The following is a 14,917-nucleotide window of genomic DNA, read 5'->3' on the forward strand; positions in this document are numbered from 1 at the left end:
CATACGCTTTAAATTCACCAAAATATTTTGTAATCGCTGCTGTCAATGAGGTCTTCCCATGATCAACGTGACCAATCGTACCAATATTAACATGCGGCTTCGTACGTTCAAATTTGCTCTTTGCCATTTGAGCTCTCCATTTTTTGTCCAAAAAAAAGGACTAAGTTAAAAATTAATTACACAACCCAAAATTATGCATATTTCTTCTGAATCTCCAAAGCAACAGCCGAAGGAACAGGCTCATAATGATCAAACTGCATTGTATACTGAGCACGCCCCTGACTCATTGAACGAAGAGTATTCACATAACCAAACATATTTGCCAAAGGAACCATAGCATTTACAACTGTTGCAATACCACGCGCTTCAGTTCCTGAAATTTGACCTCGACGAGAATTCAAATCACCAATAATATCACCTACATAATCTTCCGGTGTAACAACCTCCACCTTCATGATAGGCTCAAGAAGTTGCGCACCAGCTTTCTTTGCACCATCGCGAAAAGCTGCACGAGCAGCAATTTCAAAAGCTAAAACAGAAGAGTCAACATCGTGATAAGCACCATCAATCAAAGTAGCTTTCACACCTAACATAGGGAACCCTGCAAGAGGACCAGACCCCATAACACTTTCAATACCCTTTTGAACACCTGGGATATATTCTTTTGGAACAGATCCACCAACAACTTTTGATTCAAAAAGAAAATCATCACCATCATGAGGCTCAAAAATAATTTTCACACGAGCAAATTGCCCCGCACCACCAGATTGTTTTTTATGAGTATAATCAATTTCTGCAGTCTTCGTAATTGATTCACGATAAGCAACCTGAGGTTGCCCAATATTAGCCTCAACCTTAAATTCACGCCGCATACGATCAACAATAATATCAAGATGAAGCTCACCCATACCAGCTATAATCGTTTGACCTGATTCTTCATCCGATTTAACACGAAATGAAGGATCTTCCGCAGCTAGACGATTAAGAGCTATACCCATCTTCTCTTGATCCGCTTTTGTTTTTGGTTCAATCGCAATTTCAATAACAGGCTCAGGAAACTCCATTCGCTCCAAAATAACAGGATTCAAAGGATCACAAAGAGTATCACCCGTAGTTGTCTCTTTAAGACCTGCAAGAGCAACAATATCACCTGCAAACGCCTCCTCAATATCTTCACGAGAGTTCGAGTGCATTTGAAGCATTCGTCCCAAACGTTCTTTTTTCTTTTTTACAGTGTTTTCAAGAGAAATACCTTTTTGAACTTTCCCAGAATAAACACGACAAAAAGTTAACGAACCAACAAAAGGATCATTCATAATTTTAAAAGCGAGCATAGAAAGCGGAGCATTATCTGAAGATTCACGCGTCGTCTCACTCTCAGTTTTTACATCAAGACCACTAATCGCCGCAACATCAACTGGAGAAGGAAGATAAGAAACAACGGCATCTAAAAGTGGTTGAATTCCTTTATTTTTAAAAGCAGTACCACAAAAAACAGGATGAAACTGAACCCCCACAGTTCCTCTACGAATAAGAGAGACAAGCTGCTCATTTGTTGGCATAACACCTTCCAAATAAGCCTCTGTTGCAGCTTCATCAACTTCAACTGCCATCTCAATTAATTTTTCACGATACTCTTCCGCTTTTTCCTGCAGATCAGAAGGAATCTCACTCACTACCGCTGAAGCACCAATAGAACCATCCCACCTCAACGCTTTCATTTCAATAAGATCAACAACACCTTCAAAATCATTTTCTGCACCGATCGGCAATTGTAAAACCAACGCTTTAGCACCTAATCGCGAGCCAACCATCTCTACACTACGATAAAAATCAGCGCCTATTTTATCCATCTTATTAACAAAAACCATACGCGGCACATGATATTTCTCAGCTTGCCGCCAAACAGTTTCTGTCTGAGGCTCTACACCAGCATTTGCATCCAGTAACGCTATCGCACCATCAAGAACACGCAAAGAACGTTCAACCTCAATTGTAAAATCAACGTGCCCAGGCGTATCAATAATATTAAAGCGCCGCTTTCTACCATCACGCCCTTCCCAAAAGGTTGTCGTCGCAGCAGACGTAATCGTAATACCACGCTCCTGCTCTTGCTCCATCCAGTCCATGGTAGAAGCACCATCGTGCGTTTCACCAATTTTATGATTTTTACCAGTATAGAACAAAATACGCTCAGTCATAGTGGTCTTACCAGCATCAATATGTGCCATAATCCCAAAATTACGATAATCTTCAATTTTATATTCGCGAGCCATTGTACTTACCTTAATCTTTTTAAATACATCTACCAGCGATAGTGAGAGAACGCACGATTAGCTTCCGCCATACGATGAACATCTTCACGCTTTTTCACTGCAGAACCACGGTTATTAGCCGCATCTACTAATTCACCAGAAAGACGATCAACCATTGTCGTTTCGTTACGCCCACGCGCCGCCGTAATTAACCAGCGGATAGCAAGAGCTTGACGACGATCAGGACGAACATCTATCGGAACCTGATAAGTAGCACCACCAACGCGACGCGAACGAACCTCAATATGAGGAGCAACATTTTCTAACGCCTGGTGAAACAAAGCCACAGGATCTGACTTCACCTTACTCTCTACAACATCAAGCGCACCATAAACAATACGCTCAGCAACAGATCTTTTACCATCAAACATAATGGCATTCATAAATTTTGTAATAACCAAATCACCAAACTTAGGATCTGGATTAATTTCACGTTTTTCTGCTCTATGGCGACGGGACATCGGCTCTGTCTCTCAATATTATTTTGGACGCTTTGCGCCGTATTTTGAACGACGCTGTTTACGATTCTTGACACCCTGCGTATCAAGCAACCCACGGATAATGTGATAACGAACCCCTGGCAAGTCCTTCACACGACCACCGCGAATCATCACAACAGAGTGCTCTTGAAGATTATGCCCTTCTCCAGGGATATAACCAATCACCTCAAATCCATTTGTTAAACGAACCTTAGCAACTTTACGAAGAGCAGAATTTGGCTTCTTCGGTGTCGTTGTATAAACACGCGTACAAACACCACGCTTTTGCGGATTTGCCTGAAGAGCAGGAACCTTATTACGCTTAACTGGCGCTACACGCGGCTTGCGAATTAACTGGTTTACGGTAGGCATGCAACCTTCCTCTTTTCGATATACATTCGTCTCACCCACTTGGGCTTTTCATATTTATCTACTCCAAATATAAACTGGAATAGGCACTTAATTTACACACGAAATCGGGCACCACTGCTACAAACAGCTTACCCGACTACAAGCAGAGAAGGCAACAGCCTCTTGCACTAGCATTTGCTTTTAATCTTCTAACCAACAACCCCTGCTTAAGATGACTCTCGGGAGTCCCTTAAATTTAATCACCCTTACGCTGGCTGTGATAGCTTCTAATAGCGAGAACATCTACATTCGTCAAGAACTAAACATCAGAAAATTTATAAAAATGAGAATAAATTAATAAACTTCAAATTTAGCTTTAACAGAAGGTCTTGATAAACCAAATTACCATAGTAATATCCCTCATACAATAAAGAGAACCACTATAATATCGTAAGTGCTGCAATCTCTTTCACCAGAAGCACTTAAACGTACGTGCTAACTTGCCAATTGTATATGTATATTTTAAGATAAATGATATGAAAATAGCAACGTGGAATATCGCTGGAATAAAGGCACGACACGAAACATTATATAAATGGCTACAACAAAATCAGCCTGATATAGTTTGTTTACAAGAAATTAAAAGTATCGATGAAAATTTTCCCCGCGACGCAATCGAAAGCTTAGGTTATCACATAGAAACGCACGGACAAAAAAGTTTTAACGGAGTTGCGATTCTTTCTAAAAAAACACCAGATGAAGTTATCCGCCGATTACCAGGCAATGATAATGACGAACAAGCGCGCTATATTGAAGCAGTTTATTCAACAAACAAAAAAGTTATTCGTGTTGCATCCCTCTATCTTCCAAATGGAAATCCTGTCAACAGCGAAAAATATCCTTACAAAATGGAATGGATGAAAAGGCTGTACACACATGCAAAGTCATTGCTTGCATATGAAGAACCTCTTATATTAGCTGGTGATTACAATGTCATCCCTACCCCATTGGATGCTAAGAATATTCAAGAATGGAGTAACGATGCCTTATTTCTTTTACAAACAAGACAAGCATTTCAACGCATTGTGCATTTAGGTTTTTATGATGCTATCCGTAGCGTCACAGACGCTCCTTCATTCAGTTTTTGGGATTTTCAAGCAAATGCATGGCGCAAAAATAATGGTATTCGTATTGATCATTTATTATTATCACCAGAGGCTGCTGATCAACTTATCTGTGCATATAGCCAGACAGAAATAAGAGGATATACAAAACCATCAGACCATACTCCCGTTTGGATTCACCTTGAATTTCAATGAATAATATTCTTTAATTGGGATAACAAAAAATACCTCCCCTAAGATAATAAATATGCTACACAACGCATAATACTATATCTTAAATAACAAAAATAAGAAGTCATCACTCAATGGAGGAAAGAATGAAAAAATCGTTGTTAATGTTTATTGCAGCAATCGTTATTGCGCAGATAAATGTCGCATTAGCTGAAAATGATACGCTTGAAAAAATTAAAAAAACAGGAGAAATTACCTTAGGTGTTCGCGAATCATCAGGTTTAGCTTATGCTCTTGGAAATAACAAATATGTAGGATTTCACACAGAAATGGCTGTGCGTATTATTGATGACATTTCAAAAAAAATTGGGAAACCTATTAAAATTCACTATCTCCCCATTACATCACAAAATAGAATCCCTCTCCTAAAAAATAATACCTACGATTTTGAATGTGGCTCAACAACAAATGACGTTTTTCGCAGTAAAGAAGTAACATTTGCTTATACCACCTACGTCGAAGAAGTTAAAATTGCCGTAAAGAAAGATTCTAATATCAACTTCTTTGAAGATTTAAATGGAAAAATAGTCGCTACCACCACGGGAACAACGCCTGTTCAACTGATCCGCAAAAGAAAACGTGCAAAAAATATTAATTTTGATGTCGTAAAGGGAAAAGATCATGGAGACAGCTTCCTATTATTAGAATCTGGTCGTGCAGACGCATTTGTTATGGATGCCTCAATTCTTGCTGGACATATTGCTAAATCAAAAAATCCATCTGATTATATCATTCTTGATACCGTACTTTCAGTCGAACCCATCGCCTGTATGCTCCGACTCAATGATAAAAACTTTGAAAAAACAATTAATGATAGTATTGTGCGCCAAATCAAAGATGAATCACTTGAAAAACTTTATGATAAGTGGTTTATGAAACCAATTCCACCTGCCAATACTGTTCTCAACCTTCCCTTGTCTGAATCAACAAAATATGCTTGGGAACATCCAAATAATAAACCTCGCGAAGACTACGCAGAAAATAATTTATAAATAAATACAGCCACATTCTTTTAAAATTGCGTGTGGTTATATTTTAATGCGTTTTTCAATAAATTCAGCCATTATAAATATGGCTAGCTTATTGCCTTTTTGCGAATGACTAAAAATTTAGGAAATATCAATCAATGGACTTTTCTTTCCTTTGTACCGATGATCTTAACCAAACACTAGTGGCTGGATGCCTTGGAACTCCTGGTGTAAGTCACACCTATTTAGATACGTTGCTCGATAGCTTAAAAAATACAGTTATATTATCCATTTCTTCACTGGTCTTAGCTATAGTTACTGGCATTATTATAGGAACAATGCGCACTCTCCCAAATACTTCCATGGCTCGTTGCATATTTCGAACTATCGGTAGTATCTGGGTAGAAATTATGCGTAACATCCCTCTCCTCGTACAAGTATTTTTATGGTATTTTGTTGTGCCTAAAATTTACCCACCAGCGATGAAACTTTCATCCATTCTCTTAATAACATGTGCTTTGGGTTTTTTTACATCTGCACGCATCGCAGAGCAGATTCGCTCAGGTATTGAAGCTATTCCTTCTGGGCAACGCTACGCAGCTATGGCAATGGGCTTTACTACCTATCAAAGTTATCGCTATATCATATTGCCACGTGCTATACGTACAATCATTCCTCCACTTACTTCAGAGGCAATGGGCATTGTAAAAAATTCATCTATAGCATTCGCTGTTTCAATAAATGAACTCATGCAATTTCAATATCAGACAATTGAAGAAGTCAGCCATGTTTACGAAAACTATCTGCTTGTTACGATTCTCTATATTTTAATAGCTTTATTTGTATTCATTGTTATGACAATAATCGAAAAAATGCTTAAAACTCCTAACTCTCAAACAAAGGGATGTTGAATATGACAGATTTCATAAGCTCTTGGTTTGAATTTCATTCTCCTTTCAATTTTTCAGATTTTGATTTTTCATTTTTCACTTTTGATATATTTTACTCTTATATCCTGTCAGGATTGCTTTTTAGTGTTTTTTTAACCTTTTTTGCAGCAATATTGGGATTTATTTTTGGCACATTATTAGCAATGATGCGGCTTTCTTCTATCAAACTACTCTCTTGGCTTGCAATAATTTACATAACTGCTATGCGCTCAATACCGCTTGTTATGGTTATTCTATGGTTCTTTGTGCTTTTACCATTCTTGACTGGCACATCAATCGGTGCAAACAAATCAGCATTAATTACCTTTACTGCATTTGAAGCCGCTTATTTTGCTGAAATTATCCGTGCCGGTATAAATTCAATTTCACAAGGACAAAAATATGCGGGGCAAGCTCTTGGAATGACATATTGGCAAAATATGCGTATTATAATTCTTCCCCAAGCTTTTAGAGATATGATCCCAGTTTTTTTAACTCAAGTCATTATTCTCTTTCAGGACACAACTCTTGTTTATGCAATCAGCGGCAATAGCCTTCTAAATGGTTTTGATATTGTTGCAAATAATTTTGGTGTAAAGCAAGAAGCTTACATCTTGGCAGCCATTTTCTACTTTGTTATTTGTTTTACATTGTCGCAAATAGTTTCGTATCTACAGAAAAAAATATCTATAATCCGCTAAAGAGGAAAAAATGTCTACTCATATGATCGAAATAAAAAATGTTTCTAACTGGTATGGCGAAATTAACGTTCTTAAAAACTGTACAACCAACATTAACAAAGGAGAAGTTGTCGTAGTTTGCGGACCATCAGGCTCAGGGAAATCAACGTTCATTAAAACCATCAACGCTTTGGTACCTTTCCAGAAAGGTGAGATTTGGATAGATGGAACACCTGTTCATTCAAAACAAACAAACCTACCTAAATTACGCAGCCGCGTAGGAATGGTATTTCAACACTTTGAGCTTTTTCCACATTTATCCGTTACAGAAAATTTAACAATTGCACAAATCAAAGTTTTAAAGCGCAGCAAAAAAGAAGCGCTTGAACGCGGCTTATTATATCTTGAACGCGTTGGACTTACTGAACATAAAGATAAATACCCTGGTCAGCTTTCTGGAGGTCAACAACAACGTGTTGCTATTGCACGTGCCTTAACAATGGATCCACTTGTGATGCTTTTTGATGAGCCTACATCTGCGTTAGACCCTGAAATGGTAGGGGAAGTATTGGACGTCATGATCAGTCTAGCAGAAGAAGGTATGACAATGATTTGCGTAACACATGAGATGGGATTCGCTCAAAAAGTATCTAAACGTGTTATTTTCATGGATCAAGGAGAAATTCTTGAAGACTGTTCATCTAAAGAGTTTTTCTCTCACCCACAATCCAGAACACCGCGCGCGCAAGAGTTTTTGTCTAAAATCCTCAACCATTAGCCATGATATTATGACAGAAACCTCCTCTTGCAGGTTTAAGCATAAATGCCAAAGTTCTAAATATCTCAAAAACATTGTAATAAAATGTACAGATATTGAAGATACCTTTCTTAACCTGTAAGTTTAACTTATGTGTCAGAAATATGGCTATAAACAAAGACCAGAAGTTTTTTTAAAGCTAAAAGCTATATGTGAAAAATTATACGTCTTATAATCATCTTTAAAGACATCATCATAATTTACATAAATATAGGTAAGATTTTAACTGACATTAACGCTTTTCACATCGACAGCACAAAAGAACACTGAAATAGCCTAATCTATTTACCCATTTTATAGACAGAAAAATCTTCCCCAATAATCATGACTTCTTTCATGTGTTAGTTCACTTATCACTTAAAGTATTTCTTTATCTTGTTTTTTATCGCTATATTTGCCACAAACTTCTTTATGTGTATCCAAAAGACTCTTTTTTATAGGAAAAACGAAATATTTTGAATATCGTCAACTTCATGAAACAGAACAAAAACTATAACATCAAGTCAACCGTTCTAAAGCAATAGACATTTTTTTCTTCGCAGCACGCAATTCAATAATCCTGTTACGCTCATTTTCGACAATTTCTGGTTTTGCATTTTCTATAAATTTTGGATTATTTAATTTAACTGATATCTTTTCAATATCTTGTTCAATTTTATTGACGTCTTTCATCAAGCGAGCATGCTCAGCTTCTAAATCAATCAACTGTCCTAATGGCAAACAAAAAACCGTTTCTCCTAAAATTATTTGCGCCGACACAGTTGGAACTTTATCAGAGAACTCAATTGTTTCAATACGCGCTAATTTTTTAAGAACTGCATCATAACGCTGTACACGCTCTCGCGTTACGTTCCCTCCCTCTACAATAACAAGAGGTGCTAACTTAGCCACTGGAATGTTCATTTCAAAGCGTACAGAACGAATCCCTGTGATAACATCAATCAGCCAATTAATATCAGAAGCAGCTTTTTCATCTGCAAACGTCACTTCTGGCCATTGTGTCAACGCTAGCATATCTTCACGTTCCATGCCTAACGTTTCTGTAAGGGACCACAACTCCTCTGTCATATGGGGCATAAAAGGGTGAAGAAGCTTATAAACTTCATCCAAAACCCAAGCAGTACATGCCTGAGCTTCACTTTTAGCATCATCGTCTGAACCTTGAAATACAGGTTTGAGAAGCTCCAAATACCAATCACATAACGTATTCCAAATAAAACGGTAAAGTGCACTAGCCGATTCATTAAATTTATAATTTTCAATACCAGAAGTTACTACTGAAACAGTTTTAGATAACTCTGTTAAAATCCAACGATTAAGTGCAAGCTTCGCTTTTTCTGGCTTAAAAGTAGGATCGTGCTTAACGCCGTTCATCTTTGCAAATCGAGTAGCGTTCCATAATTTTGTAGCAAAATTGCGGTAACCTGCAATACGGGAAGGATCAAGTTTTACATCACGACCTTGTGCTGCCATAATAGCCAAAGTAAAACGAAGTGCATCCGCGCTATATTGATCAACGAGCTCCAATGGATCAATAACATTCCCCTTTGACTTTGACATCTTTGCTCCCTTCTGATCACGTACAAGAGCATGTACATAAACAGTAGGAAAAGGAACCTCCCCCATAAAGTGAAGTCCCATCATCATCATACGAGCAATCCAGAAGAAAATAATATCAAACCCTGTAACTGAAAGAGATGTGGGATAAAATGTCGTTAATGCAGGCGTTTTGTCTGGCCAACCTAATGTTGAAAAAGGCCAAAGCGCTGATGAAAACCAAGTATCTAAAACATCTTGATCGCGAGTTAACTTAACCTCTTCACCATAATGAGATAAAGCAGAAACTAAAGCCTCTTCTTCACTTTTTTCAACAAAAACCGCACCATCTGGACCATACCAAGCTGGAATTTGATGTCCCCACCATAATTGGCGAGAAATACACCAAGGTTGAATATTTTGCATCCAATTGAAATAAGTTTTTTTCCAACTATCTGGAACAAACTGCGTTTTTCCCTGACGAACCGCTTCTATCGCTGGTTTAGCTAATTCTGCAGCATTAACATACCATTGATCTGTTAAGAATGGTTCAATAGGCACTCCACCTCGATCACCATGAGGAACAGTATGTGGATGATCATCAACAGTTACTAGATATCCTGCCTCTTTCATCAAAGACACAATCTGATTCCGTGCAACAAAACGGTCAGATTGATCTAAATTTTCTACTAATACTTTCAATTCATCCGATAAAGTCAAACCATCAAAAAACGCTTCATTTTCACGTAAAAAAATTTCTGCCTTCTGTGTAAAAATATTGATTAAGCGTAAATTGTTGCGCTGTCCTACTTCAAAATCATTAAAGTCATGTGCTGGTGTAATTTTTACAGCACCACTTCCTTCTTCAGGGTTGGCATAAGAATCACCAACAATCAACAATCTACGACCAACAAGCGGCAAAAGGGCATATTTTCCTATAAGATTTTTATAACGATCATCTTCGGGATTAACCGCAATTCCTGTATCACCAAGCATTGTTTCTGGTCGCGTTGTCGCCACTGTTATAAAAGTTGTATCGTCGCTTGGATCAAAAACTTTACCTTCAAGAGGATATCTAAAATGCCATAAATGACCTTTAATTTCTTTTTGCTCAACTTCCAGATCAGAAATAGCTGTCAATAATTTAGGATCCCAATTAACTAAACGTTTATCCTTATATATTAACCCTTGCTTATAAAGTGTAACAAACACTTCACGAACAGCCTGAGATAACCCTTCATCCATTGTGAACCGCTCGCGCGACCAATCACATGAAACACCAAGACGTCGTAGCTGACTGGCAATAACCCCACCAGCCTCATGACGCCATTCCCAAATACGCTCAACAAATTTTTCTCTGCCCATTTCTTGACGAGTTGGTTCCCGACGCTCTGCGAGCTGACGTTCAACAACCATTTGCGTTGCAATTCCTGCGTGATCCATGCCAGGTTGCCATAGCACATTTTTGCCACACATCCGCCGAAATCGAACCACAATATCTTGAATTGTCGTATTGAGCGCGTGCCCCATATGAAGAGAGCCTGTAACATTCGGAGGCGGAAGCATAACACAAAAAGGCTCCGCGCCTATTTTTGAACCCACTCCCGCTTTAAAAGCTCCACGATCTTCCCACCTTTTCGCAACCCGTTGCTCTATGGAAGCAGCGTCATAATTCTTCTCTAACATTCTCACCCACTCATTCATAACGCCACTGAAAATGCAAGCACACTCATGTTATCTGCAACCTTCATTACCTACAACGACCTCGCAAAACTGTTAACGACCGCTTTATAAAAACAAAATGCGAAATACAAAAATAAAGATAAAACAAGTAGTTAAGACATCTTTTTAATCGCCTTGACAATTTCTTCACGTAAAATGTCTTCAAGCAAAATGGGCAATTTACCCTGTAACCATTCTGTTATAGCTGGACGCAATACGTCCTTGGCAATCTTTTCTGCAGAAGAGACACAATACGCAGACAACTTTACGCGATCATCAGTTACATTCTCTGATTGCGATACAAACACTTCATCACTACATTCGTTTGTTTTATGAATAGAACGCTGTTCTTCAGGGGAAGGTTTTATTTTTTGCACATCCATACCTGCTATATTATTTTCTGTTTCTGTGTTTTTTTCCATTTGCGCTAAAGAGAAATCTTTATTCTCAGAAGAAAGACCAATACGGTCAGCCAAAGCTCTCATCGCATCATCGACTGATAAAGTTGTGTCATAAACATCTTCCGATGATGACACTCCTAAACTTTCTGTAGAAGTATCTATCGCAACGCCTTCATTTGAAAAGTGATCAGGCTGAATTGCATTCTCCTCGATTATTTCACGAATAGATGTCAAAATCTCATCCATACTTGGCTCACGTAACACGCTTGAACTCTGTACCATACTAAAAAACCTCTCAAAGATGCAACAAATAGAATCACCATTTCAGTGTAGGCAAAAGAACTATAAGATCAACACACCTCTTTGTCATGAAGATGGTGCTACACACAACTTTCTTCACTTATAAAATAACACCTACTGCTGCATTCTCCAACATGTTTAACCACTGATTTGTTGACCTTTGAAATATTTAAACTATTTAGCAATATGAAGAGCTATTTTAAGCTCTTATCGGATATATTTAATAGTTTTCAAACCCAAATAACTTGCAGTTAATCGACCAACAGCAGACTGAACACTATAACTTGCAATAACAGCATTGCACTCTGCCATTGCAAGCGCAATTTGAGCATTAATCAATTGAGTTCGAGAATTTAAGACATCCAATGTAGTTGCTTGCCCTACATGATTTTCTTGAATACGACCTTTAAGAGCAATTTCAGCAGCACGAACACTTTCACGATAAGCGATAACAGATGCACGCGCACCCTCTAACTGAAACCAAGCAGTAGTAAGCGCCTGTCTTATATTACTACGAGCCAAATCAAGCTGGAGACGAGCATGCCCAAGTTGTTCCCTTGATTGGCGAATCTGTGCAGACGTACGCCCACCTTCAAATACTGGAATACTCACAGACAATCCCACTGATTTAGAAACACCGTCTTCCCCATGACCACTGTAAATCCGATTATAAGAGGTTGCTGCAGAAAAATCCACTTTAGGAAGTAATGCCCCTTCTTTTGCCTTTACATTATAAGAGCTAGCATCGACTAGATATTTTGCATAAAGAATCGCTGGATGCATAACGACACTGACTTTGTAAGCAGCATCAAGATTTATTGGCAAACCTCTTGCCACCAATGGACGTATTAATTTTTCAGGATCAGAACCAATAATTTGCCTATAAGCCGCCTCCGCTGTCTTCACATCAGCACGCGCAAAACTGAGCTCTGAAACAGCAACAGAACGCGCAGCTTGCGCCTGAGAAAGATCAACACGAGCGCCCTCTCCCACATCAAGTTTTGCTTGATTAGAACGCACTTGCTCTTCAAGAGCAGCCAAATTCTCTCTACGAAGATCAGCAATACGACGCGCTTGATACACATTGGCATACGCTGTTACAGTATCCAAAAATATATTTTGTTCAGTATTCCGAAGATATTCACGCTGAGCCTGTAGCCTAACCTGAGCAGAAGAAAACATATTTTGCGTAATAAAACCGTCAAATAATCTTTGATTTAATTTTATCCCTATGGATCCAGAAGTACTATAAGAACCTACCATAGGTTTACTTCGCCCATAATTTCCAATTCCTTCAATTTGCGGCAATAACCCCGAACGTGCAATGATCACATCATCACCTAATATACGCACGACTGCACGTTCACTATTCAATTTAGTATTGTGTATATAAGCTTTAGCAAAAGCATCCATCAATGTTTCAGCATAAACCAACCTTGATATAAAAACACTCAAAACCAGTAATAAAAACACCTGAAACTTTTTATTTATTTTGAACATAATATACACGATTAAAAACCCCACACTAACTCTATAATTATTTTTTACTCATAAGTGAGACAAGCACTAAAATACAAAATCAGGCGCTCTTAAAAAACTAGGAAGACATTTTACAGCAAGATTAAAAGCACGACGAGTCGAAATAATTCCATCTGTTTTTACATAAATGCGCGCAACGCCAGTATTACCGTGCCCTTCAACCACAACAAGGCGCCCCCCATCTTTCATTTGATCAAAAATATTTTCAGGGACAAAATCGACAGCACCTTCAATAAAAATAAGATCATAAGGACCTTTAACAGCATATCCCTGTTCTAATGGCCCATGCACCACAATCACATTATCACATTGATTACACTCAAAAATCTTGGACGCTTGTTCAAAAAGAGCTTTATTACTTTCCAACGCAATCACAGACTTCGCAAGCTTTGAAAGCAACGCCGCACAATAACCACTCTTTGCACCAATATCTAAAACGACATCTGATGACTTTACAGCTGCAAGCTGTAGTAATTTTGCTAAAGACGCAGGCCCCATTAAATAATTTGCAGAAAACCCCTTTTGCTCTAAACATAAAGCAATATCAGTATCAAGGTAACTCAAAGCCTTAACATCTTCTGGAACAAAATCTTCACGCGGAACCGTTAAAAACGCTTCAAGAACTGATAAATCCGTCACATCCCTTGTGCGAATTTGATTGTCAACCATTTTGCGGCGAAGCTCAGCAAAACTTGCAACCATAACTAACCTTTTTCCCCATATACCACGATAACAACTCTACCAAAACAGTAACAATTAAGATCTAAAATCTTCTACCATAAATGTTACAAAAAAGCACTCGGCAGTCAACAATTAGATTCTTACCATACCATTAAATTTTAACAGATTTTAATTGCATCATTTTCTACATAAGAAGCATTTTTAATAGGGAAAAAATAACTTACTTGAGCGCATTAACTCTAAAGACATTTTAGTTAAAACCAGCTGGAGGCCTCGCCCGGAATCGAACCGGGATACAAGGATTTGCAGTCCTCTGCGTAACCATTCCGCCACGAGGCCTTACCAACAAACATAAAAGTGTCAATAAGGGAAGGCAACACATCCGTCAAGGTAAGAAATTTTTTCTGATCTTTTTTCCCCTTCTTATATAATTTTTGACATTTTTTTTAAAAAAAAGTAATTTTACTCTTTGCAAATCGGTATCGCTTTGCTATAGCCCTATCAGCTAAATGATTGAGCACTGTTCCTCGGTAGCTCAGTGGTAGAGCAACCGGCTGTTAACCGGTTGGTCGCTGGTTCGAATCCGGCCCGGGGAGCCACTTGTAGCTTGCCACTAGGTTTTGCATCAATTCATTTTTTTTCAAAGAGTTTTTAAAGGCCTTTCAAGAGGTTTTCAAAGGGGTTTTTAAGCCCTCTCAAAGAGGATTTTTCTTCTGCTAAAATCACAATTGGTGATGATTAATTCTTTAGCTATAGTATTATTTGAAGAACCAAACGTATAAGATGTCGTCACTTCTTTTATATGAAATTGGCTGAAGGTTTTTCGAATCTCTGGTACATCATT

Annotated in this window: 13 protein-coding genes and 2 tRNA genes; 6 read left to right on the forward strand and 9 right to left on the reverse strand. The window is 38.2% G+C overall.

What is annotated here, in order from left to right; all coding sequences use genetic code 11:
- The 4 genes from V5N67_RS06645 to rpsL all read right to left on the reverse strand — a co-directional run.
- Positions 1–127: GTP-binding protein (locus V5N67_RS06645; RefSeq protein WP_234924853.1), on the reverse strand; the 127-nt coding region annotated here is incomplete at its 3' end.
- A 64-nt stretch (positions 128–191) separates the two neighbouring features.
- Positions 192–2,276 carry an elongation factor G gene (gene fusA / locus V5N67_RS06650; RefSeq protein ID WP_332061105.1) on the reverse strand — a complete coding sequence of 695 codons (2,085 nt, stop codon included), beginning with the start codon at positions 2,274–2,276 and terminating at the stop codon, positions 192–194.
- Between the two features lie 29 nt (positions 2,277–2,305).
- Positions 2,306–2,776: a 30S ribosomal protein S7 gene (gene rpsG / locus V5N67_RS06655; RefSeq protein WP_332061106.1), complete on the reverse strand. Its 471-nt coding sequence runs from the start codon at positions 2,774–2,776 to the stop codon at positions 2,306–2,308.
- Positions 2,777–2,794: 18 nt separating this feature from the next.
- Positions 2,795–3,166: a 30S ribosomal protein S12 gene (gene rpsL, locus V5N67_RS06660; RefSeq protein ID WP_007477052.1), complete on the reverse strand. Its 372-nt coding sequence runs from the start codon at positions 3,164–3,166 to the stop codon at positions 2,795–2,797.
- 515 nt (positions 3,167–3,681) lie between these two features.
- Here rpsL and xth point away from each other — a divergent pair.
- From xth to V5N67_RS06685, 5 genes are all read left to right on the forward strand, one after another.
- Positions 3,682–4,464: an exodeoxyribonuclease III gene (xth, locus tag V5N67_RS06665; protein WP_332061107.1), complete on the forward strand. Its 783-nt coding sequence runs from the start codon at positions 3,682–3,684 to the stop codon at positions 4,462–4,464.
- A 122-nt stretch (positions 4,465–4,586) separates the two neighbouring features.
- Positions 4,587–5,492 (forward strand): transporter substrate-binding domain-containing protein, encoded by a 906-nt coding sequence (locus tag V5N67_RS06670; protein WP_332061108.1) that lies wholly within the window; start codon positions 4,587–4,589, stop codon positions 5,490–5,492.
- A 134-nt stretch (positions 5,493–5,626) separates the two neighbouring features.
- Positions 5,627–6,379 (forward strand): amino acid ABC transporter permease, encoded by a 753-nt coding sequence (locus V5N67_RS06675; RefSeq protein WP_332061109.1) that lies wholly within the window; start codon positions 5,627–5,629, stop codon positions 6,377–6,379.
- 2 nt (positions 6,380–6,381) lie between these two features.
- The gene (locus V5N67_RS06680) at positions 6,382–7,098 is read left to right on the forward strand and encodes an amino acid ABC transporter permease (RefSeq protein ID WP_332061110.1); all 717 of its coding nucleotides are present in this window, start codon (positions 6,382–6,384) and stop codon (positions 7,096–7,098) included.
- Between the two features lie 10 nt (positions 7,099–7,108).
- On the forward strand, positions 7,109–7,855 hold the full coding sequence (locus tag V5N67_RS06685) for an amino acid ABC transporter ATP-binding protein (protein WP_332061111.1): 747 nt from the start codon (positions 7,109–7,111) through the stop codon (positions 7,853–7,855).
- Positions 7,856–8,392: 537 nt separating this feature from the next.
- Here V5N67_RS06685 and V5N67_RS06690 read toward each other — a convergent pair.
- From V5N67_RS06690 to V5N67_RS06710, 5 genes are all read right to left on the reverse strand, one after another.
- The gene (locus V5N67_RS06690; RefSeq protein WP_332061112.1) at positions 8,393–11,116 is read right to left on the reverse strand and encodes a valine--tRNA ligase; all 2,724 of its coding nucleotides are present in this window, start codon (positions 11,114–11,116) and stop codon (positions 8,393–8,395) included.
- Positions 11,117–11,265: 149 nt separating this feature from the next.
- Positions 11,266–11,835 (reverse strand): DUF2497 domain-containing protein, encoded by a 570-nt coding sequence (locus tag V5N67_RS06695; protein WP_332061113.1) that lies wholly within the window; start codon positions 11,833–11,835, stop codon positions 11,266–11,268.
- A 225-nt stretch (positions 11,836–12,060) separates the two neighbouring features.
- Positions 12,061–13,353, reverse strand: coding sequence for a TolC family outer membrane protein (locus V5N67_RS06700; RefSeq protein ID WP_332061114.1), 1,293 nt, complete (start codon positions 13,351–13,353; stop codon positions 12,061–12,063).
- A gap of 66 nt (positions 13,354–13,419) precedes the next feature.
- A complete protein-coding gene (locus tag V5N67_RS06705; RefSeq protein WP_332061115.1) occupies positions 13,420–14,094 on the reverse strand; it encodes a protein-L-isoaspartate O-methyltransferase family protein in 675 nt (224 codons plus the stop codon).
- 244 nt (positions 14,095–14,338) lie between these two features.
- Positions 14,339–14,412 (reverse strand) — tRNA-Cys (locus V5N67_RS06710).
- Between the two features lie 185 nt (positions 14,413–14,597).
- Here V5N67_RS06710 and V5N67_RS06715 point away from each other — a divergent pair.
- Positions 14,598–14,672: transfer RNA gene (locus tag V5N67_RS06715), tRNA-Asn, on the forward strand.
- The last annotated feature ends 245 nt before the right edge of the window (positions 14,673–14,917 follow it).

Source organism: Bartonella rhinolophi (assembly GCF_036576165.1).
Lineage (GTDB): Bacteria > Pseudomonadota > Alphaproteobacteria > Rhizobiales > Rhizobiaceae > Bartonella.

Excerpts from the sequence above, each read along its gene's own strand:
- V5N67_RS06705 (WP_332061115.1), bottom strand. The coding sequence starts at position 14,094 with ATGGTTGCAAGTTTTGCTGAGCTTCGCCGCAAAATGGTTGACAATCAA.
- rpsG (WP_332061106.1), bottom strand. The coding sequence starts at position 2,776 with ATGTCCCGTCGCCATAGAGCAGAAAAACGTGAAATTAATCCAGATCCT.
- V5N67_RS06695 (WP_332061113.1), bottom strand. The coding sequence starts at position 11,835 with ATGGTACAGAGTTCAAGCGTGTTACGTGAGCCAAGTATGGATGAGATT.
- V5N67_RS06685 (WP_332061111.1), top strand. The coding sequence starts at position 7,109 with ATGTCTACTCATATGATCGAAATAAAAAATGTTTCTAACTGGTATGGC.
- V5N67_RS06675 (WP_332061109.1), top strand. The coding sequence starts at position 5,627 with ATGGACTTTTCTTTCCTTTGTACCGATGATCTTAACCAAACACTAGTG.
- V5N67_RS06670 (WP_332061108.1), top strand. The coding sequence starts at position 4,587 with ATGAAAAAATCGTTGTTAATGTTTATTGCAGCAATCGTTATTGCGCAG.
- V5N67_RS06690 (WP_332061112.1), bottom strand. The coding sequence starts at position 11,116 with ATGTTAGAGAAGAATTATGACGCTGCTTCCATAGAGCAACGGGTTGCG.
- xth (WP_332061107.1), top strand. The coding sequence starts at position 3,682 with ATGAAAATAGCAACGTGGAATATCGCTGGAATAAAGGCACGACACGAA.
- rpsL (WP_007477052.1), bottom strand. The coding sequence starts at position 3,166 with ATGCCTACCGTAAACCAGTTAATTCGCAAGCCGCGTGTAGCGCCAGTT.
- fusA (WP_332061105.1), bottom strand. The coding sequence starts at position 2,276 with ATGGCTCGCGAATATAAAATTGAAGATTATCGTAATTTTGGGATTATG.
- V5N67_RS06680 (WP_332061110.1), top strand. The coding sequence starts at position 6,382 with ATGACAGATTTCATAAGCTCTTGGTTTGAATTTCATTCTCCTTTCAAT.
- V5N67_RS06700 (WP_332061114.1), bottom strand. The coding sequence starts at position 13,353 with ATGTTCAAAATAAATAAAAAGTTTCAGGTGTTTTTATTACTGGTTTTG.